Source organism: Bacillus infantis, assembly GCF_050107595.1.
In the GTDB taxonomy this organism is placed as follows: domain Bacteria; phylum Bacillota; class Bacilli; order Bacillales; family Cytobacillaceae; genus Bacillus_AB; species Bacillus_AB infantis_C.
The window spans coordinates 208,901-232,900 of record NZ_JBNILH010000001.1 but is presented as its reverse complement, the minus strand read 5'-3'; the positions used below and the strand labels follow the sequence as shown (position 1 = coordinate 232,900).

The following is a 24,000-nucleotide window of genomic DNA, read 5'->3' as shown; positions in this document are numbered from 1 at the left end:
AACAGCGTAAAAAAAAGGATGGCACGAAGCGCCGCGCGCATCCGGGAGGAGATCCTTCCCGGATGCATCCAGCCAGGCGCATCTGCCATCTTTTTGATTTAAAGGCTTCTGGCAGGTGTGCCTGACAGTTCGAATGCTTCGTGGAGGGCTTCCACGGCTTTGACCATAGAGCTGTCACTGATGACCGTCGACACCTTGATTTCAGAAGTGCTGACCATCTTGACCTGAATTCCATTTGAAGAAAGCACTTCAAACATCTCTGCTGCCACACCAGGATTCGACACCATTCCCGAACCGACGATAGAAACCTTTGCAAGTCCTGATTCTGATTCAATCCGGTCATATTTAAGAGTATCCCGATTGTTCTCCAGAACCTTAAGTGTTTCTTCCAAGTCATCATTTTTAATAGAGAAAGACAGGCTTCCTGTTTGCCCTTCAGAAACGCTCTGAATAATGATATCCACATTGATGTGATGGGCAGCAAGTGTCGTGAAGACAGTGGACAGGCCCTTCAGGCTGTCCTCCAGCCCCAGAATCGCTACCTTGGTGATCGCATTTTCAAATGCTACTCCCCGTACAACTAAATTTTCTTCCATTGTTGGCTCCTCCTCAATGATCGTTCCTCTTTCCCTCTCAATGCTTGATCTGACTTCAAGCGGCACTTCATAGTTCTTGGCAAATTCCACTGCCCTTGGATGAAGCACACCGGCGCCAAGATTCGCAAGCTCAAGCATTTCGTCATATGATACAGACTGCAGCTTCCTCGCTCCTTTTACGTAGCGCGGGTCAGTCGTATAAACGCCTGTCACATCTGTATAAATATCACACTTATCCGCTTTGAGTGCTGCTGCCAGCGCCACTGCAGTCGTATCCGAGCCCCCGCGTCCAAGAGTAGAGATGCTCCCATCTTCTGTTACTCCCTGGAAGCCGGCAACAACGACGATTCTTCCTTGATTAAGCTGATTTTGGATTTTCTGGGGATCTATATGTACAATCCTTGCATTCCCATGCACAGGCTCAGTCTCTATCCCTGCCTGCCATCCAGTGAAGGAGATGCTTTCATAGCCTTTCTCGTTCAAAGCCATGCTTAAGAGGCTGATTGTCACCTGTTCCCCTGTTGTCAGGAGCATATCCATTTCACGCTTGCTCGGCGAAGCGGAAATTTCCTTAGCCAGGCCGACAAGCTGGTCAGTCGTTTTCCCCATTGCGGATACCACAACAACGACGTCATTGCCTCTCTCTTTTTCTTCAATTGCGCGCTCTGCTGCATTCATGATTCTTTCTGTGCTGCCAACAGAAGTCCCTCCGAATTTCTGGACAATTAATCCCATCGTTTCTCCTTCTTTCATCTGGATATCGTGTTTCCGGCCGCCTGACGTTTAAAGAGAGGTCATCCATTGCTTATTTGAACACAAAAAAGCAATGAGAATAACCATCCCATTGCTGTGTTTAAAATACATATAAAATATGCCCACACAGTGAGATAGCTCTCCAAGACGGCGCTGTCTTGACAATCCAGTATTTATTCAATACAGGACCAGAAAAGAAAGAAATGAGACTTCCTTTTCTTCGGCAAACATTCCCTTTCAAAGCTTTTCATTGAAACTCATCTTTCTCCAAGCTTTTACTGATGAAGTTTGCACCTCTACCTTCACTTTAATGCTATAAAGTGATATTGCTATAAAGTTGAAATCATTATATCATAGCGTTTTTTTTATATCAATGCTATTCAGATAATTTATTTTTTAATTCCTGTGCGGCATTTGCCGGAATTCCGATTGCCGTAAATTCATCCAAGCCGGCTTCCTTCATTTTCTTTACGGATCCGAAGGTTTTCAAAAGCAGCTTCTTCCTCTTCTCGCCAATTCCAGGAATGTCATCCAATAATGATTGGAAGGCGCTTTTTCCGCGGAGCTGACGGTGGAAGGTGATGGCGAAGCGGTGGACTTCATCCTGGATACGCTGCAGCAGATAAAATTCCTGGCTGTTCCGTTCAAGCGGAACGATCTCCAGCGGATTTCCATGTAAAAGCTGGGAGGTCCTGTGCTTTTCATCCTTGGCAAGGCCGGATATCGGGATATCGAGCCCCAGCTCATTTTCAAGTACATCCCTAACGGATTCAATATGGCCTTTCCCGCCATCAACAATAATAAGGTCCGGAATGGGCAGACCTTCTTTCAGCACCCTGGTATACCGCCTCCTTACAGCCTCGCGCATGGATTCATAATCATCCGGGCCCTTGACTGTCTTAATCTTATATTTCCTGTATTCACGCTTTTCCGGTTTACCGTCAATGAAAACAATCATGGCTGAAACCGGGTCAGTGCCCTGTATATTGGAATTATCAAAAGCTTCAATCCGGTGGGGCGTATAAATGCCCAGCTGCCTGCCAAGGTTTTCAACCGCTTTGATCGTCCGTTCCTCATCCCGTTCTATGAGGGAGAATTTCTCCTGAAGGGCAATCCTGGCATTTTTCCCTGCCAGCTTGACCAGATCTTTCTTTTGGCCGCGCTGCGGTTTCAGCACCTTTACTTCCAGCAGCTTTTCTGCCAGTTCTTCATTCACAGTATCCGGCACCAGAATTTCACGCGGTTTAAAATGGTTTGCCTTTGTATAGAACTGGCCCATGAAGGTGAGCATTTCTTCCTCCGGCTCACTGTATACCGGGAACAGCGAAACATCTCTTTCAATCAGCTTCCCTTGTCTGATAAAGAAGACCTGAACACACATCCAGCCTTTATCGACGGCAAAGCCGAACACATCGCGGTCAGTAAAATCGGTCGATGTCATTTTCTGTTTTTCCATTGTTGCTTCAATATGGGCAATCTGGTCCCTCAGTTCCTTCGCCCTTTCAAAATCCAGTTCCTCTGCCGCGGCCGTCATTTTGACCGTAAGCTCTTTCTTGATGTCTTTGTAGCCGCCATTCAAAAACCGTGCAATCTCATCGACAATATCTTTATACTGCTTTTCGCTGACCGGCTTGACGCATGGCGCCAGGCACTGGCCCATATGATAGTAAAGGCAGACCCTGTCAGGCAGGGTTGAACACTTCCTCAGCGGATAAATCCGGTCGAGCAGCTTCTTCGTTTCATTAGCCGCCTGGACATTCGGATATGGCCCAAAGTACTTCCCTTTGTCTTTTTTGACATTCCGGGTTGTGATCAGCCTTGGATGGCGTTCCGCGGTCAGCTTGATGAACGGGTAGCTTTTGTCGTCCTTCAGCATGACATTGTATTTTGGATCATACTTTTTGATCAGGTTCATTTCAAGAATGAGGGCTTCCATATCTGATGATGTGACAATATATTCGAAATCCTCAATTTCATTTACCAGGCGGAGCGTTTTGCCGTCATGTGAACCGGTAAAGTAGGAGCGCACACGGTTCTTCAATACCTTTGCCTTCCCAACGTAGATCACGGTATCCTGCCTGTCTTTCATAAGGTAGCAGCCAGGCTGGTCCGGCAGCAGCATCAGCTTATTCTTGATTCTTTCGTTCATATATTCACCCCCGGTGCAAAATCATCTATATACACGCATTGCGTAACAATTTTTTAAATGCCGCCCTTCCATTTTAATAAAAAAAACAAAAGGAAAAAAGCAAAATAGAAATGGAGGGCAAGATTACTATTATAAAAATTCCATTAGACTGAGTCAATACCTTCTTTTTTTATGATAACTTCTAACCCGGCATCAGGAGACAAAAGGCAATATTGTACATAACAAAACCCCGGCTCTTAGAACCGGGGCCATCTGCAATGTTTACGCGTGTTTTGAAAGAAGTTCGGAAAGAGCTTCTTTTGGCTGGAAGCCGACAACTTTGTCAACGACTTCGCCATCTTTAAGCACCAGCAGTGTAGGAATGCTCATGACACCGAACTTGCCTGCTGTTTCCTGGTTTTCATCTACATCGATCTTAACGATTTTCACTTTGTCGCTCATTTCGCTGTCAAGCTCTTCAAGCACTGGTGCAATCATTTTGCATGGTCCGCACCAAGGTGCCCAGAAGTCAGCAAGAACCAGGCCTGAGCCAGTTTCTGTTGCAAAAGTTTGATCAGTTGCATTTGTAATTGCCATAATATATGCCTCCTAAAAAGTATAGAGTTTGCCGGGAAGTCCCGTCTGGATTCAGATTGAACAATACAGTTTTCCCGGGCAGCATATCTATGCCTGGCTGCCCAATCAAAAACCGCCAGCTCGAATTCTAATGACAGTATATCACCGTTTCCCTGACGAAGCTAATAATCTGTTTCGTCCGTAATATACCCTTTTAACGCTGATATATTCATGATTTTGCCCTATTAAAACCCGGGGTCAAAAGAGAAAGAGCGGCTTGTGCCGCTCCCCTCATTATGCGTTTACAACGACTTTCCTGAATTCCTCTGTCAGCAGCGGGAGTACTTCAAACAAGTCTCCGACGATTCCGTAGTCTGCCACTTTGAAGATATTTGCTTCAGGGTCTTTATTGATGGCTACAATCACCTTTGAATTGGACATCCCTGCTAAGTGCTGGATGGCTCCGGAGATGCCGCATGCAATATAAAGATCCGGGGTAACCACTTTACCAGTCTGTCCGATCTGAAGTGAATAATCACAGTACTCTGCGTCACAGGCACCGCGGGAAGCCCCTACTGCTCCTCCCATAAGATCCGCAAGCTCCTTCAACGGCCCGAAGCCGTCTTCACTCTTGACTCCTCGTCCTCCCGCTACGATTACTTTCGCTTCAGAGAGGTCCACCCCTTCTGATGCTTTTCTCACCACTTCTTTAATGATTGTGCGCAGGTCTTTAATTTCTACAGAAAGTGAAGCTGTATCCCCAGTGCGTGACTCATCCTTTTCAAGCGGAGCGATATTGTTTGGCCTGATCGTTGCAAAAATCAGCCCATCTGTGATGATCTTCTTTTCAAAAGCCTTGCCTGAATAAATCGGGCGAGTGAATACAATATTTCCGCCGCTTTCTTCGACACTGACTGCATCAGAGATGAGGCCGGATTCAAGCTTTGCTGCGATCCGCGGCGACAGGTCTTTCCCAAGCGCCGTATGTCCGAACACGATCCCTTCCGGATTTTCGGAATCCACGACAGCCAGGAGTGCCTGTGAATAGCCGTCTGAACTATATTGCTTCAGCTTTTCGTCCTCCACTGTAACAACCCTGTCTGCACCGTACTGGATCAGCTCTGCTCCCAAAGCGCTGACTGAGTCCCCGATCAGAACGCCGACAACCTCTCCTCCTTCAGATGCAGTTTTGGCAGCTGCAATTGCTTCGAACGATACATTGCGCAATGATCCATCCCTGACTTCGCCCAATACCAATACTTTTCTAGCCATTTTGTGTACCTCCTGAGTATTTATTCTGTATCAATGAATTAGATGACTTTCGCTTCAGTGTGAAGAAGGCTGACAAGCTCTTTAACCTGGTCTTCCAGGTCCCCCTCCAGCACTTTACCGGCTTCCTTCTTCGGAGGAAGATATATTTCGATCGTCTTTGTCTTCGCCTCTACATCGTCTTCTTCAAGGTCAAGATCATCCAGCTCAAGCTCTTCAAGCGGCTTTTTCTTCGCCTTCATGATGCCAGGGAGAGATGGGTATCTTGGTTCATTCAAGCCCTGCTGAGCTGTAGCGAGCAGAGGAAGGCTTGTTTCAATCACTTCAGAATCACCTTCAACATCCCGGACAATTGTAGCTGTTGTACCGCTGATGTCCAGTTTTGTGATAGTAGTGATATAAGGGATATCCAGCAGCTCTGCAACACGCGGGCCAACCTGGCCTGAGCCGCCGTCAATGGCCACATTGCCTGCCAGAATCAAATCGGCTTCTTTGTCCTTTAAGTATTCGGACAGAATCCTGGCAGTTGTGAACTGGTCGCCTGCTTCCACATCATCTTCCGTATTGATCAGGACCGCTTTGTCAGCTCCCATCGCAAGTGCAGTACGGAGCTGCTTTTCAGCTTCCTCCGTGCCTACGGAAATGACCGTGACTTCACCTCCATGCTCATCCCTTACCTGGATGGCTTCTTCGACGGCATACTCATCGTACGGATTAATGATGAACTCTGCGCCATCTTCATTGATCTGGCCGCCTGAAATGGAAATTTTCTCCTCAGTATCAAAGGTTCTTTTCAATAAGACATAAATATTCATTATGTTCCCTCCCAAATTGATAGGTTAGATGAATTAAAAAATTGTGTGCGTTTACATTTTTGAAAAAAACGTCAGTTTAAAAGATTGGGAAAATTCAAGGCGGAGTAAATCCCCAGCCATGAAGCTGAGGGAAAAACTCTTATACAGCACTTATTTTCCTTTGAAAGCAGGCTCTCTTTTTTCAATGAAAGCTGAAATTCCTTCCTGCCCATCTTCAGAGGCGAATACTTCTCCGAAGAGTTCAGCTTCTTTTTCCACCCCTTTATAAAACTCAGCATGCTTGGAATAGTTGAGAAGCTCAATTGCAGCTTTCAGTGCGATCGGGCTCTTCCTGGCAATTTTCTTTGCCATATTAAACGCATTTTCCAGCAGCTCTTCTTCCGGGAATGCGTGGTTAGCCAAGCCATACTGGACAGCCTGGATGCCTGTGATCGGATCACTTGTGAACAGCATTTCCGCTGCCCGCGCAGATCCTACCAGCCTTGGCAGCCGCTGTGTGCCGGCAAAGCCCGGGACAAGGCCCAGCTGAAGCTCAGGAAGGCCCAGCTTGGCTGTTTCGGATACCAGCCTGAAATGGCAGCCCATGGCAAGCTCAAGGCCCCCTCCGAGCGCAGCTCCGTGAATGGCGGCAATGATCGGCTTTGGAAATGATTCCATCCTTTCGAACAGATCCTGGCCGAACTTGCCCAGTTTAGAAAAGTCGCCGCTGGACTCTACTTCTGTAAATTCTTTAATGTCAGCGCCTGCTGAGAAGAAGCGGCCTTCCCCACGAATGAGGACCACCCGAACCTCGTGTGTTTCTTCGATTTCATCCAGTACACCGGAAAGCTCTTTCAGCAGACCGGAAGAAAGCGCGTTTGCAGGAGCCCGGCTGATTGCAATCTCTGCAACCATGTCCTGATGCGACCAAGTTAAATACTCCATATTTCCCCTCCTATAATCGTCGGTTTACTCATATATCAGGTTTTGCCTGCCCTAGCGGTTTGAACAGCCATGCACAAGCAGCTTATGGACAGCAGGGGCCAGATCAGTCAGGCTGTACTTTTGGTCGTTCATGACCCAGGTCGTTACAGTTTCGTCTATTGTGCCGAAGATCATCTGTCTGGCCAGCCTGATATCAAGCGAGGGTGAAAATTCCCCGGTTTCAATCCCTGATGCAAGTATCTGATCGATCGCCTTTAAATAGCCTTTCAGCACGTCATTGATTTTTAAGCGCAAATCCTTATTGGACTGCCTTAATTCAAGCTGGGTGACAATGGCCAGATGGTGATCTTCAGATAAAAGCTTGAAATGATTTTCGACCATCATTAATAATTTCTCTGTGGCTGAGTCATTTCCTGCAATATTCTGTTCGATTTTTTCAACAAAGGATCCCATTTTCTCTTCAAAAAGTGAAATCAGGATATCTTCCTTATTCTTAAAATATAAGTATATCGTCCCGTCAGCCACCCCGGCCTGTCTCGCAATTTTCGAAACCTGGGCCTGATGGTAGCCGTTTTCTGCTATAACTACTACAGCAGCTTCAATGATTTGCATATATTTAGGTTTATTCTTCTTCAACATTTTTCCCCCGTTCAATTTATCAAAAAGCGCAAAGAAAGGGATAATGCTGTCATGCAGATTGTTCCTTTGTGCTAAAATGAATGAATCATCATTCATATTTTTATAATAGTATCACAAGTAATAGTTGTCAAGAATTTATCATGATAATTTTTCCTGCCGCTGCTGTAGCGGACAAGCCCAATTCTCCAAAATAAAGAGTCCGAATGGAGATCCGGCCTCAGGAAGGATCTGAATCTGTTTGTTTATACTTTACTCTATTATCCATTATTTTAAAAACGATCAGGCTTGCTTTTTCTGTTCTTCTTCCAATTTCTTTTTCTCTTCTTCTACAAGTGCCCGGCGGAGTATTTTGCCGACGGCTGTTTTCGGGAGCTCACTCCTGAATTCATAGACCCTTGGAACCTTGTAGGCAGCAAGGTGCTTGCGGGCAAACTCATTCAATTCTTCTTCGGTTGCCTCATGCCCTTCTTTCAAGACTATATAGGCTTTGACCGTTTCCCCTCTGTATGGGTCAGGGATTCCTGCAGCCACAACTTCCTGTACGCCCGGATGTTCATAGATGACTTCTTCTATTTCACGCGGGTAAATATTGAACCCTCCGGCAATGATCATATCTTTTTTGCGGTCCACGACATAGAAATAGCCTGATTCGTCCATATACCCAAGATCACCTGTAAGGAGCCAGCCGTCCCTTAGAGTCTGGGCCGTATCCTCCGGACGGTTCCAGTAGCCTTTCATGACCTGAGGACCCTTTACTGCTATTTCCCCAACTTCCCCGGGAGGCAGCTTTTCGCCGTTTTCCATTGAAAATACTGCAGCATCTGTATCAGGCCATGGGACACCTATACTTCCTTTCACACGCGGACGGTCCCATAAATAATTTGAATGGGTGACCGGCGAAGATTCTGTCAGCCCGTAGCCTTCAACAAGCTTTCCTCCCGTCACTTCCTCAAAACGCTGCTGTACTTCAACCGGCAGGGGAGCTGAGCCGCTGATGCAGGAATCGATTGATGACAGGTCATATTTCTGAAGATCCGGATGGTTAAGAAGCCCTATATAGATGGTTGGCGCTCCCGGAAAAAGGGTTGGCCTTTGCTTTTGGATTGTTTTCAACGTTGTCTCGGCATCGAATTTCGGAAGCAAGACCATTTTATACGCCTGCATGATGGAAAGGATCATCACGGTGGTCATGCCGTATACATGAAAAAAAGGCAGCAGGCCGAGAACAATTTCTTCCCCGCGGCGGCATTTATAGAGCCAGGCCTGGCACATGGAAGCATTGCTGACAAGATTCCTGTGGGTAAGCATAACCCCTTTGGGAAATCCTGTGGTCCCGCCGGTATATTGCAGAAGGGCGATATCTTCTTCATAGTCGAAGCTATGCTCCTTCAGGCTGCCGATGGGACGCTTCAATATTTCCTTCAGCAAATGGTTATTTCCTTCATGCTTCACATTGACTACAATGCCATATTGCTTTTTCTGGATATATGGGTAGACAAGGTTCTTCGGGAAAGGGAGCGCATCTTTGACAGCGGTTACAATTACATGTTCGATCCCTGTTTTTGGGACAGCCTTTGAAACACGCGGAAACAGAATATCAAGTGTTATGATCGCTTTTGCCCCGGAGTCCTTCATCTGGTACTCAATTTCTCTTTCCATATAGAGCGGATTGGTCTGGACTACCACCCCGCCTGCTATCAGGATGCCATAGTAGCTGATGACTGACTGCGGAGTATTGGGAAGCATGATGGCCACTCTGTCCCCTTTTTCAATGCCCAGCCCCTGAAGATAGGAGGCAAGCTTGAGTGCCTGCTCATACACCTCCTTAAACGTAAATTCCCTGCCCATAAAGTGAATGGCGCTTTTGGATGGAAACTCCTCTGCTGCTCTTTTTAAATACTGCTGTACCGGTTCGTCTTTGTATGTCAAAGTCGGGGGGATATCTTCCGGATAGCTTTGAAGCCAAGGCCTTTCTTCTGTCATTTTTTTCCCTCCTTCAAAAATGATTTGTTAGAACATTCTAACTGTTCCCATTCATTATAGTATAAGGAAATAATCATGACAATCTGTATAAGCCAAAGGACCTGCTGTTTGGTTCTTGAAAAATTAAAAAACTGCAGACATGCCCGTCTCTGCGGGTTTATCTGCAGTTTTTGCCGCCATATGCCGGCGGCTTCTACTTTATGCGATAAAAAGTATATACACGGCTCCGATGACTATAAATAGTCCGCAAAGCACCATAAGAATTTTCGCCAATTTTTCCACAGTTCTCCCGCTCCCTGTTAGATGCCTGCCCCGATGACATATGACAATCCGATTGAAATGACCATGGATATAAATCCGACCGCCTTGTTATTATTTTCGATTTCTTCATCGATCCTGAACTTCGGGGTCAGGAATTCATAAATGAAATAGCCTGTCAGCAAAAGGAAAAAACCGAAGACGCCCCAGCCGATCATAGTGAAAAGTGAATCATGCTGTGAAATGGAATGCCTGAAGATATTGGCAATCCCGAATATCTTTCCTCCTGTTGCCATGGCTACAGCAATATTGCCATTTTTGATTTCTTCCCAGTTTTTATATTTAGTGACAAGTTCAAAAATGGCCAAAAACACAATCATGCACAAAATGACGACGCTGTAATATGCTGCTGTCTGGATATACTCATTTTCCCAAAAACCGTTCATTCAGACTCTCCCCATCATTTGAACTCCACCACGGTTACGCCTGATCCGCCTTCCCCCGCTTCCCCGAAACGGATACGCTTCACAGACCTGTGGTTCTTCAAGTATTCCTGCACTCCCTGGCGCAGAGCCCCTGTCCCTTTCCCATGAATGATGGAGACGCGGGGATAATTGGATAAGAGCGCATCATCAATATATTTCTCGACCCTGATCAGTGCATCCTCATACCGCTCGCCGCGCAGGTCCAGCTCAAGGCCCACATGGGAGTCCCTGCCTTTTACGATGGCCATTGCCTTGGTTTCCTTCGGCTTTGGACTCTTAATAAATTCCAGGTCCCGTTCTTTTACCTTCATTTTCAGGATGCCGATCTGAACCTGCCACTCATCATCTGAAGCCTTTTCCAGAAGATGTCCTTTTTGGCCAAAGGTCAGTACCTTCACTTCATCCCCGGCTGCAAAATCATGCTTGTCAGACTTTCTTGCTTCTTTTTTGCTTTTGCTGACTTTCGGTGCAGCATCCTCCAGCTTCTTCCGCGCGTCGATCAGCTCATGCTCCTTCACTTCAGCATGCTTTTCGATGCGCATTTTTCTGAGATCACGGATAATCTCTTCTGCTTCCGCTTTCGCCTTCTCAACAATGTCAGCGGCTTTGGCAGCAGCCTTTTCCTGCATTTCATCCTTCTGCTCATAATACTCCATCATCTGCTTCTGCATATCCTTGTGGAGCATGTCAGCACCGCGAAGGAGCTCGTGGGCTTCTTCCAGCTCTTTTTCCGCCTGGCGCCTGCTGTCCTCAAGAGACGCAATCATGTTCTCGATCTGGCTGCTGTCCTCGCTCACATGGGAGCGTGCAGATTCAATGACAGAATTGTCGAGGCCAAGGCGCCTGGAGATTTCAAAGGCGTTGCTCCGGCCCGGCACCCCGATCAGGAGCTTATAAGTAGGGCTGAGCGTCTCAATATCGAATTCGACACTTGCATTGATAACTCCTTCCCTGTTATAGCCATAAGCCTTCAGTTCAGGATAATGGGTCGTCGCAATAACGCGGCTGCCCCTTTTGTACACCTCATCAAGGATGGAAATGGCAAGGGCTGCCCCTTCCTGCGGATCTGTCCCAGCCCCAAGCTCATCAAAGAGAACGAGGCTTTCAAAATCCGCCTTAGCTAAAATGTCAACAATATTAACCATATGGGAAGAAAATGTACTCAAGCTTTGTTCAATAGACTGCTCATCCCCGATATCAGCATAGACAGCTCCAAATACAGACACCTCTGAACCATCCAGAGCAGGAATCTGAAGCCCAGCCTGGGCCATCAGCGTACATAATCCCACAGTCTTAAGCGTTACAGTCTTTCCTCCGGTATTCGGTCCTGTAATCACAATGGTGGTATAATCCTTGCCTAAGGAAATATCGTTAGCCACTGCTTCATCTATCGGCAAAAGCGGATGCCTTGCCTTGAATAGATTGATCCTTCGCTCATTATTCACTTCAGGCTTGGAGGCCTTTAGCCTCCTGCTGTATCTTCCCTTTGCAAACATAAAGTCAACCTCTGCCAGGACCTCGACGATAATATCAAGCTCCGGCTGATAGGCCGCCGTCCGTCCGGAAAGTTCCACTAGTATGCGCTCAATTTCCTGCTGTTCCTTCACCCTGATGCTCTGCAGCTCATTGTTCAGCTGCACAATTGCCTGAGGTTCAATGAACAGCGTCTGCCCTGAAGAACTCTGATCGTGGATGATTCCCCCGTAATGGCCGCGGTATTCCTGTTTGACCGGGATGACAAAACGGTCATTCCGGATGGTGATAATGGCATCCGACAGCATTTTTGCAGCATTGGAAGAGCGGATCATGCTCTCCAGCCGCTCACGCACACGTGACTCCCTTGTGCGGAGCTGTGTTCTGATGGACCGGAGGGCATCGCTCGCACTATCCAGCATTTCGCCGTTTTCATCGATTGCCATGCGGATGGCCTCTTCAAGCTCAGCCAGCACGATTACCCTATCCATATACTTAGTCAGTATCGGCAGTTCAGATTCTTCGTTTGAAAAATCATCAACAAAGCGCTTCAGCTGTCTGCTTGCATGAACTGTGCTTGCAATCTGCACCAGTTCCTGGGGGCTCAGCATGCCTCCAATCACTGATCTTTTTACATGGGGAAGGATATCAAAAATCCCCCCAAGCGGAATATTGCCTTTTATCCGCAGCACTTTAACCGCTTCATCTGTTTCCTCCTGCAGCCGCACCACTTCTTCGTAATCGGCAGAAGGAAGGAGCACTTCTGCTTTGCTGCGTCCAAGCGAAGATGACACATGCTCAAGCAGCTGCTCCCTGACTTTATTAAATTCAAGCACCTTAAGCACCCGTGAATCCATGGAGTAATTCCTCCCTTTTTCTTTCTAGTCCTTCTCTATATAAGCCCTCAAGTCCGGCTGTAATTCTCCGCCTTTAACAAAGGGATCATCCATCATTCCTTTTAAGGAAGGAAAGAAGTTCTTCCATGCTGTAAGCATTTATCACATTTTCCTTCCTCAGCCATGCCTTTCTCCCTGCTGCAGCACCGATTTCCATATGGACGAGAGTGTCAAGCTTATGCGCATCTGTATTGATGACAAGCTTCACTCCCGCCTCCTGTGCCTTCCTTAAATGTTCTGCTGCCAAATCAAGCCGGTTCGGGTTGGCATTCAGCTCCAGGGCAGTATTTGTCTCCCTGGCAAGCTCGATCAGCATTTCCATATCCACCTGATAGCCTTCCCTCCGGCCGATCAGCCTGCCGGTCGGGTGGGCGATGATATCCACATGGCCGTTCATCAGGGCGGTCTTCAGACGTTCCATTATTTTATCCTTTGGCTGGCTGAAGGAGGAATGGATCGAGGCGATGACCACATCAACTTCTGCCAGCAAGTCATCTTCAAAATCGAGCGTCCCATCAGGGAGGATATCCATCTCGATCCCTGTCAGGATTTTGATGTCGTCATATTTTTCATTCAAACTCCTGATCTCTTCCATTTGCTTTCTCAGTCTTTCCGGCGTCAGTCCATTTGCTACCTTCAGGTACTGAGAATGATCAGTGATGGCCAAATATTGATAGCCTCTTTTGCGGCATGCCTCTGCCATTTCTTCAATAGTGTGGGCACCGTCGCTCCAGGTGGAGTGCATATGAAGATCTCCCTTTATATCTTCCAGGGAAATGAGCTCCATGCCTGTCTTAAATTCATCTACCTCACGGCCGTCCTCGCGGATTTCAGGAGGGATGAATGGAAGTCCGAAATGTGCATAAAAGGCTGCTTCATCCTTAAAAGTAAGAATTTCGCCCGTTTCGGCATTCTCAACACCATACTCGCTTATTTTTTCTCCGCGTTCCTTTGCCAGCTGGCGCATCCGCACATTATGATCCTTAGAACCAGTGAAATGATGGAGCGCTGTCGCAAGTTCATCCTGTGAGACGATCCGGAAATCAGCAGACACATCATACTGGTGGTTAAATGTCAGCGAGACTTTTGTGTCGCCTGCAGCAATGACATCCTTAATGCCTGGAAGGCTGAGCAGGGCTTCTTTGACTGATGAAGGATCATCGGAAGCAATGATAAAATCAAGGTCCTTGACTGTTTCCCGCATCCTGCGCAGACTGCCTGCCCTTGAGAACCGGATAATCGATTCCATCCCTGCAAGCCTTGCTTCAATATCCTCTGCGATCGGAAGCATAAAGGCAGCCGGGAGACGATCCGGCCTTTTGCCGGCATTGGCCAGCGCTTCAAGGATTTTTTCCTCTGTTTTCTTTCCGAAGCCTGCAAGCGCCTGAACTTTGCTGTCCCTGCAAGCCTGCTCAAGGTCTTCGGCGTCCTCTATCCCAAGCTCCTTATAGAGCTTCGCTATTTTCTTGCCGCCAAGGCCAGGGAGCTGAAGCAGCGGGATGAGCCCTGCAGGCACTTCTTCCTGCAGCTCCTTCAGTGCGGTTGATGTTCCTTCTTCGATATATTCCTCGATGACCGCAGCCGTCCCTTTACCGATACCGGAAAGCTTCGTGAAATCCTTTATTTCTGAAAACTTGTCATCATTTGCTTCCAGGGCTCCTGCAGCCTTCCGGAACGCCGCGACCTTGAACGGATTTTCACCCTTCAATTCCATATATACTGCTATTGTCTCCAATAGTCTTACCACATCTTTTTTATTCGGGTTCATTTTTTCTGCACCTGCCTTTAGAACATTCTCTCTCTTTATCCTTACCCTGAAACAGCGATTATTCTCCCATTCCGTCCAGGAGAGAACATAAGTATAATAGCAAACATAGCCTTTTATCATGATTTTTTAAGAAACATGTGTTAAACATTGCTAACAAAGCATTATAAAAAGAAAACTTCTCTGCGCAAAGAGAAGTTATGCAGCCTTATATTCAATCCACATTTCCTTAAGCTGCTGCGAAAGTGCAGGTGTATGGTTTATGATAAACTTTGCCGTGCCGGAATCATTGATCGGCTGCTGGACTGCTTCCACAGGGAGCAGTGCTCCTATGTATAATAGGATAAAAATGATAAGATAGACTTCAGCAAAACCGAGCAGTCCGCCTGCCCAGACATTGAGCTGCTTCAGCACAGGCAGTGAAGATACAAAATCCAGCATGCTGCCGATGATCTGCAGAATGATCCTCACAGCAAAAAAAATCACGACAAAAGCAATGGCGCGATAATAGGCATCCTCCATATTGGCATTGTCGAAAAACAGCTGAAGGGAAGAATCGCTTCCGAAATTCGGGTAGGGTACCCAGAGGTTCAGCTTGGGAGCGAGATCATCATAGTACATATTAGCTGCAATAAAAGCAACGATGAAGCCTGCTAAATGGATGAGCTGAAGGATAAAACCCCTTTTTAATCCCATAAAAAATCCAAAAACCAGTATTACCAAAATGGCGAGATCCAACATGACCCTGTTCAGTCCTTTACTCTTTTTAATTCATCTTCAAGCCGTTCAAGGCGGTCTAATATCTTAATATAATCATTAACGGCATTGACTGCCGTCAGGACGGCAAGCTTGCTGCTGTCAAGTGAAGGATTCATGGAGCTTATTTCGCGCATCTTTTCATCAACCATAGAAGCGACAAGCCGGATATGGCCTGAGCTTTCCTGGCCGACGATGACATACTGCTGTCCATAAATATCAACACTTGTGCGGTTTTTCTGCGTATCTGACAACGCTAATGCCCCCATTCCTTCCAAATCCTAATCTATATGATAACATGAACGTAAAAGAGTGGGAAGTCAAAGCCTGTCAAATTAAGCCGCAACAAGGGGAATGATGCAGATTATCAGGGATCAGCCAGTCACTATCATAAGCTCCTGATGCTGAAAGTTAAAAATGATTTAGTCTTTGGATCATACATAAATAATATATCTTTTTTAGGAGTGGTGGATATGAGCCATGTTGTACTTCAGAAGCGTCCAGCGGAAATCGAACAGATGAAAGCCTATTATGCGGCAAACCTGACGGGGAAAACTCCCCAGGGAGGCATATTTGCCGCCAAAACGGCAAACTGCAGCATCACTGCATATAAATCCGGGAAGGTGCTTTTCCAAGGGGCCGGCTCTGCGTCAGAAGCGGCAAAATGGGGAAGCACAGCCGAAAAAAAGGCGGCATCACCCAAAAGCCCTCAAGGCTCCCGCCTTCCTCCTTCTTTTGAAAGCCTTTCTGTCATCGGTTCAGATGAGGTCGGGACAGGGGATTATTTTGGACCCATAACCGTAGTCGCAGCATATGCGAAGAAAGAAAACCTCCCCCTGCTTAAGGAACTGGGCGTAAAAGATTCAAAAAATCTAAAAGACGAGCAGATCATCAGGATTGCCAAGGAAATAAAAGAGGTTGTCCCGTACAGCCTGCTGACCCTTAGAAACAGCAAATACAATCAGCTGCAGCAGTCAGGCATGTCTCAGGGGAAAATTAAAGCCCTCCTGCATAACCAGGCGATCGGCAATGTACTGAAAAAGATCTCCCCTGAAAAGCCTGAAGCCATTCTGATTGACCAGTTTGCAAAAGAAGATGTGTACTATAATCATTTGAAAGGGCAGTCAGTGATACAAAGGGAAAATGTCTACTTCAGCACAAAGGCTGAAGGCATCCACCTTTCGGTCGCCGCCGCTTCGATCCTTGCCCGCTATGCCTTCCTGCGGTATTTTGACAAACTCAGCGAAGAAGCCGGCTTTACCCTGCCAAAAGGAGCCGGTGCCCAGGTCGATAAAGCTGCTGCACGGCTGATCAAGGCTAAAGGTAAGCAGGCACTGCCTGATTTTGTAAAGCTGCATTTCGCTAATACAGAGAAAGCTTCGCGGATTGCGGGCATTTAATGGCAAGAAAGAATTAAGTTCGCAGGAAGTTTTCAGTAATTATGGGGCTGTTGATCTGCACTCCAGGCACTTCGCTTTCCGCGGGGCGAAGTTGAGCCTCCTCGCGCTGCGCGCTGTGGGGTCTCAACATTTCCGCTGCAATCCCGCAGGAGTCTGCGTGCCTTCCATTCCGATCAACAGGGCTTTTTAAACTTTTGGGGCAATTCTGCAATAGAAACAAAGGGATATTCTCCGTCATTATGATATATAACAGGAAAAGAAAGTCATAAACATATAAACTTGTGCACTTTATGTTATCCTGCTTTACTCCTATTGGAAAGATACAACAGATGCCTTCAATAAAATTAGTAAGCTCAAAAAGAGGTACGGAAGAATTTCCGTACCCCTTTTTTGTCTGCAAATTGACATCTTTTATGTCAGGCGTTTTTATTAGCCGCGCAATACTGCTCCGGCTTTTTCTTTTACCGCTTCAAGCACTTTATCATGGGCTTTGGCGATATCTTCATCTGTCAGTGTTTTCTCCGGGTCAAAATATTTCAGGGAGAATGCAAGCGATTTTTTGCCAGCCTCCATTCTGTCTCCTTCATAAAGGTCGAACACTGCTACTTCTTTGAGAAGGCTTCCGCCAGCTTCCTTGATGATATGCTCCAGCTCTCCTGCTTCTTTTTCAGAATCAATCACAAGGGCGATGTCCCTAGTAATGGACGGGTAGCGCGGAATCGCTTGATATTGAAGCGGCGCAGTTTCTTCTTCAAGTACATCCTTGAGGGAAAGCTCAAATACATAGGTTTCCTTCAGGTCAAGATCCTTCTCGACTGTTGGATGGACTCCGCCGATAAAACCGATTTTCTTGCCGGAAAGGACGATTTCCGCCGTTCTGCCCGGGTGCATGCCGTCGATTGCTGCACGGCGGAATTCAACTTTACCTTCAAGACCGAGGCGGGCAAATAAGCCTTCCGCAATTCCTTTTAACACGAAGAAGTCGACCGGCTTTTTCTCTCCCTGCCACGGGTGGGAGTGCCAAAGGCCAGTGACGGCAGCTGCGAGATGCTCGCGCTCCTCCGGAAGGCTCTCGCTGCCATTCGACAGGAATACGGAACCTGTCTCATATACGGCGAGGCTGTCATTCTGGCGGGCTGTGTTGTATTTCAATACCTCGAGCAGCTGCGGCACAATGCTTTGGCGCAGGATGCTCCGGTCTTCGCTCATCGGCATCGCCAGCTTGATCGGTTCGCGGCTTTCAATGGCATATTGGCCTGCTTTTTTTTCGCTTGTCAAAGCATAGGTCACTGCCTGGAATAAACCCGCACCTTCAAGATAGCGGCGGACGGTGCGGCGCTTTTTCTGATACTCTGTCAGGCTTCCAGGAGTAGATTCGCCGGAAGGCAATGTAACAGGAAGATTATCATAGCCATACAGTCTTGCCACTTCTTCAACCAAGTCTTCCTCGATCGTAATATCCCCGCGGCGGCTTGGGACTGTTACGGTAATGGAACCATTGTCAGCAGATGCTTCAAACTGAAGGCGGGCAAAGATATCTTCTACTTCTCCCATTGCCAGTTCAGTTCCGAGCACCCTGTTGATCTTTTCCAGGGAAATGGAGATGACGGCTGGCTCAAGTGTAAGTGAATCAGATTCAACGGCTCCTTCAAGAACTTCGCCTGATGCATACTTCTCCATCAGTTCAGCCGCTCTTTCTGCTGCAGCACGGACACGGTTAGGGTCTACCCCCTTTTCATAGCGGGTGCTGGCTTCACTTCTCAGGCCATGGTCTTTTGAAGATTTGCGGATCGTCCCCGCTGTGAAATAAGCAGATTCAAGAAGGACTGTCGTTGTATCTGACTGCACCTCGGAATTTGCGCCGCCCATTACACCTGCAAGCGCTACAGGCTCACTTCCATTCGTAATGACAAGATGATCTGCTGAAAGCTTCCTTTCTGCATCATCCAGTGTGACAATGGTTTCACCTTCATTCGCGCGGCGTACAAGGATTTCTTTGGAACCAAGTCGTCCATAGTCAAAAGCATGGAGCGGCTGGCCGTATTCAAGCAGAACATAGTTCGTGATATCGACCACATTATTATGAGGCCTGATGCCCTCAGCCATCAGCCTCGTCTGCATCCATAGAGGAGAAGGGCCGACTTTCACGTTTTTAATTACTTTTGCCACATAAAGCGGATTGTCTTCTTTAGCTTCAACATTCACAGTGATATAGTCTGAAGCTTTTTCAGCTGATCCTGCTGCCTGCGGGGATGGGACCTTCACTTCTCTTCCCAGAATGGCCGCAACCTCATAAGCAACGCCGAGCATGCTCAGGCAGTCCGCACGGTTAGGAGTAAGGCCGAGTTCAAGGACATGATCATCTCTGTTCAGCATTTCAAGCGCATCCTGGCCCACTTCCACATCATTCGGGAAAACAAAGATGCCTTCAGAGAACTCCTTTGCCACAAGCTTGCCCTCGATCCCAAGCTCCTGAAGAGAGCAGATCATGCCGTTTGATTCTTCACCGCGCAGCTTTGCACGCTTGATCTTGAAATTACCCGGCAGGACAGCTCCTACTGTTGCAACGGCAACCTTCTGGCCTTTATCCACATTCGGCGCACCGCAGATAATCTGTACAGGCTCTTCCCCGCCCGTATCTACAAGGCATTTATTCAGCTTGTCGGCATTCGGGTGCTGCTCGCGTTCCAGCACGTGACCGATCACTACCCCTTTAATGCCTTCGTTCAATGTTTCAATTCCTTCGACTTCTATTCCGCTCTTTGTAATCTTTTCTGCCAATTCTGCTGCGGAGATGCCGGATAGATCTACATATTCCTGCAGCCATTTATATGAAACCAACATAAAGCAGTCCTCCTATTCCTGTACTGAAAATTGTTTCAAGAAACGAATGTCATTTGTATAAAAATGGCGGATATCATCTATGCCATATTTCAGCATTGCAATCCGCTCTACGCCCATGCCGAATGCAAAGCCGGTATATTTCTTAGGATCATAGCCTGCCATCTCAAGTACATGCGGATGGACCATGCCTGCACCAAGGACTTCGATCCAGCCGGTGCCCTTGCAGACACTGCAGCCTTTTCCGCCGCAGATCTTACAGGAAATATCTACTTCAACAGAAGGCTCTGTGAACGGGAAGAAGCTCGGGCGGAGGCGGATTTCCCTTTCATCGCCGAACATCTTTTTAGCAAACACTTCAAGTGTTCCCTTTAAATCTGCCATGCTGATTCCCTCAGCTACAACAAGACCCTCGATTTGCATGAATTGGTGGGAATGGGTGGCATCATCGTTATCGCGGCGGTATACCTTACCTGGACAGATGATTTTGACAGGCCCTTTCCCTTCGTTCGCCTCCATCGTATGTGCCTGTACAGGTGAAGTATGCGTGCGGAGAAGCGTTTCTTCCGTTATATAGAAAGAATCCTGCATATCCCTTGCCGGATGGCCCTTCGGCAGGTTCAGCGCCTCAAAATTATAATAGTCGCTTTCTACCTCATAGCCTTCTGCTACGCTATAGCCCATTCCGATGAACAGGTCTTCGATTTCTTCCACAATCTTTGTCAGCGCATGATGAGTCCCGGTTCTGACAGGGCTTCCCGGGAGGGTGATATCAATGGTCTCTTCAGCCAGCTTTTGTTCAACAGCTGCACTCTCGAGCTTTACCTGTTTTTCTTCAATGGCTGTAGAGATGCTGTCGCGCACTTCATTTGCCAGTGCCCCCATTTTCGGGCGTTCTTCCGCCGACAGTTTGCCCATCCCTTTCAGTACCTCAGTAATCGGGCCTTTTTTGCCAAGATAAGAAACACGGATATCATTGAGCTCTTTCAGGTTCTCAGCTTTTTCAACTGAAGTTAAAGCTTCCTGCTGCAATTCTTTTAAACGATCTTGCATCTTTTTTCCTCCTTTTTACGTATCAGCGATATTTTTAGGCAAAATAAAAAACCCCTCCCTGTTAAGGGACGAGGTTTTGGATTCGCGGTACCACCCTTATTAACAGCCGCCTTTCAAAGAAGGTGCTGTTCGCTTCATTCAGATAACGGCTGTGCCGGGGGCATCTTTCGATTTGCGCTGTCCGCAAATGTTCCCGATGCCAGCTCAGGAGGTGAACTTCACTTAAAAAACACTCTAAAATGCTTCCAGTCACGGCATTTTATCCCTGTTGAGCTTTTATAAGCTACTTTTCTCCATCATCGCTTTTTATGTAATGCAGTTTTGCTGTTTATTATAGTATATTCTTCCCTTTGTTTCAAACTCTTTTCAAGTTTTTGCAGGCCCAATTCAATTCTTCAGATAATACAGAAGAATGCCTGCTGCAACCGCTACATTGAGCGACTCACTTTTTCCGTATATCGGGATATAAAGGTTCTTGTCTGTCCGCTCCAGGAGATCAGGACTGACCCCGCTCCCTTCATTCCCGACGAGGAGCGCAAAACGCCCGGCCGGCTGGGTCTCCTTGTAAGATGATCCATTTTCAAGCGCGGTTCCGTAGACCGGTATTTCCTCTTCCTTAAGCCTGTCCATCCACTCATCGAGGCTGCCTCTTATGATTGGAAGATGGAAGTGGCTGCCCTGGGCGGACCGGAGAACCTTAGGGTTATAGATATCTGCACTGCCTTTCCCGACTATCACTGCATCAATTCCGGCAGCATCTGCAGTCCTGATCATGGTTCCCAGATTGCCTGGATCTTGTACAGCATCTATCAGCAGGAAGGTACTGCCCTTTACAGAAGCGGGCAGCATTTTTTCTTCTTTGCATACCGCGATGACCCCCTGGGGAGTTTCGGTGTCTGAAAGTGATTTTATAATTTCATCGGTCACTATTGTTACCGGAAGCTCGCCATAATTCCAGCGGGCAGGCAGCTCTGCATTTTCACTGATGATCAGCTCGGTAGCTTTTTCTCCCTTTAGGGCTTCCTCCGCCAGGTGATAGCCTTCAGCAAGGAACATGCCCGTTTTATCGCGCTCTTTCTTGGCCAGCAGCTTCCTCCATTGTTTGATCTGCGGATTATTTGCAGATTGAATATGCTTCAACACGGTCTCTCCTTTATCTTTCAGCTTTCAATTTTCTTATTATAGCTTACCCTCTGTACATAATAAATCCAAAAATAGAAAACATATTAAAGAATTGAATATGAAAGGGGTGCGTGCAGATGAATCTGAATTTGCGCAATGCCATTATCCACAATGTTTCCGGCAACTCTCAGGACGAGCTGAAGGAGACGATAGTCGACGCAATCCAGAACGGCGAAGAAAAAATGCTGCCTGGCCTTGGCGTCCTCTTCGAAGTCATCTGGCAGAACTCATCAGAAGAAGACAAAAAAGAAATGCTCCAGACATTGGAGAGCAGTTTGAAATAATGCTGCAGGGAAGGTGACAGGCACCCATACCAATTTCTAAAGTGGCATAGGTGCCTGTCACCGCCGAAAAAAACAGCAGCCCCAAGAGGGGCTGCTGTTTTTTACTCGTAAGTAATCCTATCAACAGTTTCCTTATCCAAACGTTTAATCACTTCAACGATGAGCTTGACTGCATTTTCATAGTCGTCGCGATGAAGCATGGCTGCATGTGAATGGATGTAACGGGTGGCAATCGTGATGGCCAGGGAAGGCACTCCATTATGGGAAAGGTGGATGGCTCCTGAATCTGCACCTCCGCCGGCAATGCTGTCGAACTGGTACGGGATATTCAATTCGTCCGCTGTATCTGTGACAAGGTCACGCAAGCCTTTGTGGGATACAAGAGATGCATCATAAAGGATGATCTGCGGCCCTTTGCCCATCTTGCTCAATGCTTCCTTCTCAGAAATACCAGGTGTATCACCTGCGATACCTACATCCACGCCAAAGCCGATATCCGGTTCAATGAGGTTGGCAGCTGTCTTTGCCCCTCTCAGCCCTACTTCTTCCTGTACAGTTCCAACGCCGTATACCACGTTTGGATGCTCGGCATCTTTAAGCTGCTTCAGCACATCGATGGCGATCGCGCAGCCAATGCGGTTGTCCCATGCTTTGGCAAGCAGCATCTTTTCGTTATTCATCACAGTGAATTCAAAATAAGGGACTGCCATATCACCTGGCTTTATTCCCCACTCCATCGCTTCTTCGCGGCTGGAAGCACCGATATCGATGAACATATCCTTGATGTCGACCGGCTTTTTGCGGGCTTCAGCAGGAAGGATATGCGGCGGCTTGGATCCTATGATGCCTGTAATATCCCCTTTGCTTGTTACAATGGTAACACGCTGTGCAAGCATAACCTGTGACCACCAGCCTCCTACAGTCTGAAAACGGAGAAAGCCTTTGTCATCAATGCTAGTGATCATGAATCCTACTTCGTCCAGGTGGCCGGCAATCATGATCTTCGGTCCGCCCTCCTGGCCGGTCTTCTTGGCCACAAGGCTGCCAAGGCCGTCAGTTGTCACTTCGTCTGCAAATTCTGTTATGTATTTCTTCATGACATCGCGAACTTCGCGCTCATTGCCCGGAATGCCTTTTGCATCGGTCAATTCCTTCAGCATCGTCAGCGTTTCATCTAATTTTGCCATATGTTTCGACTCCCTTAATATTTATTTTCTTCTTCATTATACCTTACTGTCCCATGGTGTAAAAAGAAAAATCCGAATCTTGCGGGTTTCCTTAACGAGGCAAAGCTATCTGCTAGTATCCCTGGCGCTGCCTCTCATAATTCACTTCATTCTTCTCCACATAAGCCCTCTCGATTTGTTCTTCAGAAAACCCAAGCATTTCTGCCAGGCATACATATGCGCCAAAAAGCACATTAAAGTCCATAAGGGTCCTGGAAGCACTGAATTTATCTATCAAATGATAGAGGTTCAGAAACTGATGGGACAGTGATTCGCCCTTTTCCTGCGGCTCGATGGCGGCACCGCCCACAAATCCGCACTCAATTCCGAGTGACAGGATGAAATGGACGCCGTCGACGAATTCCTCAAGGATCACTGCAGGCTCAGAAGCTGGCTTCTGGCTCCAAAACTTAAAGCACCTCGTTTCATTGGCAAGCTCACCCAACTCTACCAAAAGGGCCAGGACCTTTCTGTCAAATAGATTTTCCTCCGTCAATTTATGCTCAGTCTCAATATGATGGTCAAGCGCTTTTTGCATATCAAAAAGTTTGTTGATATTCACAGCAGATAAACATCTCCTTTCAGCTGGCTTCAGAAAAACTTGCTGACGGAGATTGGCCAGCAAAAATCACCCGTCAGAAAAAATTATAACAAATAAAAAAAAGAACGAAACTTTTTTGAGATATATCCGTAAATAA

Annotated in this window: 20 protein-coding genes, 1 riboswitch and 1 other annotated feature; of the genes, 2 read left to right on the top strand and 18 right to left on the bottom strand. The window is 47.1% G+C overall.

Annotation, left to right across the window (positions count from 1 at the left end; all coding sequences use genetic code 11):
* Positions 1 to 98: 98 nt before the first annotated feature.
* The 13 genes from ACQCVH_RS01160 to zapA form a co-directional block, all read right to left on the bottom strand.
* On the bottom strand, positions 99 to 1,331 hold the full coding sequence (locus ACQCVH_RS01160) for an aspartate kinase (protein ID WP_426834095.1): 1,233 nt from the start codon (positions 1,329 to 1,331) through the stop codon (positions 99 to 101).
* A 145-nt stretch (positions 1,332 to 1,476) separates the two neighbouring features.
* Positions 1,477 to 1,656, bottom strand: a riboswitch (Lysine riboswitch).
* Between the two features lie 69 nt (positions 1,657 to 1,725).
* Entirely contained in the window at positions 1,726 to 3,498 is a 1,773-nt protein-coding gene (gene uvrC, locus ACQCVH_RS01155; RefSeq protein WP_426834094.1) for an excinuclease ABC subunit UvrC, read from the bottom strand.
* A 261-nt stretch (positions 3,499 to 3,759) separates the two neighbouring features.
* Entirely contained in the window at positions 3,760 to 4,074 is a 315-nt protein-coding gene (gene trxA, locus ACQCVH_RS01150; RefSeq protein ID WP_009796020.1) for a thioredoxin, read from the bottom strand.
* A gap of 273 nt (positions 4,075 to 4,347) precedes the next feature.
* Complete coding sequence (locus tag ACQCVH_RS01145; protein ID WP_426834093.1) at positions 4,348 to 5,325, bottom strand: electron transfer flavoprotein subunit alpha/FixB family protein; 978 nt, start codon at positions 5,323 to 5,325, stop codon at positions 4,348 to 4,350.
* Positions 5,326 to 5,363: 38 nt separating this feature from the next.
* Positions 5,364 to 6,137, bottom strand: coding sequence for an electron transfer flavoprotein subunit beta/FixA family protein (locus tag ACQCVH_RS01140; protein WP_224898542.1), 774 nt, complete (start codon positions 6,135 to 6,137; stop codon positions 5,364 to 5,366).
* A 150-nt stretch (positions 6,138 to 6,287) separates the two neighbouring features.
* Positions 6,288 to 7,061 (bottom strand): enoyl-CoA hydratase, encoded by a 774-nt coding sequence (locus ACQCVH_RS01135; protein WP_426834092.1) that lies wholly within the window; start codon positions 7,059 to 7,061, stop codon positions 6,288 to 6,290.
* A gap of 51 nt (positions 7,062 to 7,112) precedes the next feature.
* On the bottom strand, positions 7,113 to 7,697 hold the full coding sequence (locus ACQCVH_RS01130) for a fatty acid metabolism transcriptional regulator FadR (protein WP_257991994.1): 585 nt from the start codon (positions 7,695 to 7,697) through the stop codon (positions 7,113 to 7,115).
* Positions 7,698 to 7,979: 282 nt separating this feature from the next.
* On the bottom strand, positions 7,980 to 9,683 hold the full coding sequence (locus ACQCVH_RS01125; protein WP_426834091.1) for a long-chain-fatty-acid--CoA ligase: 1,704 nt from the start codon (positions 9,681 to 9,683) through the stop codon (positions 7,980 to 7,982).
* A gap of 299 nt (positions 9,684 to 9,982) precedes the next feature.
* Positions 9,983 to 10,387: a DUF350 domain-containing protein gene (locus ACQCVH_RS01120; protein WP_224898534.1), complete on the bottom strand. Its 405-nt coding sequence runs from the start codon at positions 10,385 to 10,387 to the stop codon at positions 9,983 to 9,985.
* 14 nt (positions 10,388 to 10,401) lie between these two features.
* Positions 10,402 to 12,756: an endonuclease MutS2 gene (locus ACQCVH_RS01115; RefSeq protein WP_426834090.1), complete on the bottom strand. Its 2,355-nt coding sequence runs from the start codon at positions 12,754 to 12,756 to the stop codon at positions 10,402 to 10,404.
* An 85-nt stretch (positions 12,757 to 12,841) separates the two neighbouring features.
* Complete coding sequence (gene polX / locus ACQCVH_RS01110) at positions 12,842 to 14,563, bottom strand: DNA polymerase/3'-5' exonuclease PolX (RefSeq protein WP_426834089.1); 1,722 nt, start codon at positions 14,561 to 14,563, stop codon at positions 12,842 to 12,844.
* A 195-nt stretch (positions 14,564 to 14,758) separates the two neighbouring features.
* Positions 14,759 to 15,301 carry a CvpA family protein gene (locus tag ACQCVH_RS01105; RefSeq protein WP_224898528.1) on the bottom strand — a complete coding sequence of 181 codons (543 nt, stop codon included), beginning with the start codon at positions 15,299 to 15,301 and terminating at the stop codon, positions 14,759 to 14,761.
* A gap of 8 nt (positions 15,302 to 15,309) precedes the next feature.
* The gene (gene zapA, locus ACQCVH_RS01100; RefSeq protein WP_022544258.1) at positions 15,310 to 15,570 is read right to left on the bottom strand and encodes a cell division protein ZapA; all 261 of its coding nucleotides are present in this window, start codon (positions 15,568 to 15,570) and stop codon (positions 15,310 to 15,312) included.
* A 219-nt stretch (positions 15,571 to 15,789) separates the two neighbouring features.
* Between zapA and rnhC the strand changes: the two genes are divergently transcribed.
* Positions 15,790 to 16,716: a ribonuclease HIII gene (gene rnhC / locus ACQCVH_RS01095; protein WP_426834088.1), complete on the top strand. Its 927-nt coding sequence runs from the start codon at positions 15,790 to 15,792 to the stop codon at positions 16,714 to 16,716.
* A gap of 429 nt (positions 16,717 to 17,145) precedes the next feature.
* Here the strand turns inward: rnhC and pheT are convergent, their stop codons facing one another.
* The 3 genes from pheT to ACQCVH_RS01080 all read right to left on the bottom strand — a co-directional run bounded on the left by pheT (position 17,146) and on the right by ACQCVH_RS01080 (position 21,750).
* Entirely contained in the window at positions 17,146 to 19,560 is a 2,415-nt protein-coding gene (gene pheT / locus ACQCVH_RS01090) for a phenylalanine--tRNA ligase subunit beta (RefSeq protein WP_426834087.1), read from the bottom strand.
* Between the two features lie 12 nt (positions 19,561 to 19,572).
* Positions 19,573 to 20,610 (bottom strand): phenylalanine--tRNA ligase subunit alpha, encoded by a 1,038-nt coding sequence (pheS, locus tag ACQCVH_RS01085; RefSeq protein ID WP_426834086.1) that lies wholly within the window; start codon positions 20,608 to 20,610, stop codon positions 19,573 to 19,575.
* A gap of 61 nt (positions 20,611 to 20,671) precedes the next feature.
* Positions 20,672 to 20,919: a binding site (T-box leader), on the bottom strand.
* 78 nt (positions 20,920 to 20,997) lie between these two features.
* Positions 20,998 to 21,750, bottom strand: coding sequence for a TrmH family RNA methyltransferase (locus ACQCVH_RS01080; RefSeq protein ID WP_426834085.1), 753 nt, complete (start codon positions 21,748 to 21,750; stop codon positions 20,998 to 21,000).
* Positions 21,751 to 21,869: 119 nt separating this feature from the next.
* Between ACQCVH_RS01080 and sspI the strand changes: the two genes are divergently transcribed.
* Entirely contained in the window at positions 21,870 to 22,076 is a 207-nt protein-coding gene (sspI, locus tag ACQCVH_RS01075) for a small acid-soluble spore protein SspI (protein ID WP_009796004.1), read from the top strand.
* A 101-nt stretch (positions 22,077 to 22,177) separates the two neighbouring features.
* Here the strand turns inward: sspI and ACQCVH_RS01070 are convergent, their stop codons facing one another.
* Together ACQCVH_RS01070 and ACQCVH_RS01065 are read right to left on the bottom strand one after the other, a co-directional pair.
* Positions 22,178 to 23,263, bottom strand: a complete 1,086-nt coding sequence (locus tag ACQCVH_RS01070; RefSeq protein WP_426834084.1) for a M42 family metallopeptidase — start codon at positions 23,261 to 23,263, stop codon at positions 22,178 to 22,180.
* Positions 23,264 to 23,375: 112 nt separating this feature from the next.
* Entirely contained in the window at positions 23,376 to 23,864 is a 489-nt protein-coding gene (locus tag ACQCVH_RS01065) for a dUTP diphosphatase (protein ID WP_426834083.1), read from the bottom strand.
* Positions 23,865 to 24,000 lie beyond the last annotated feature (136 nt).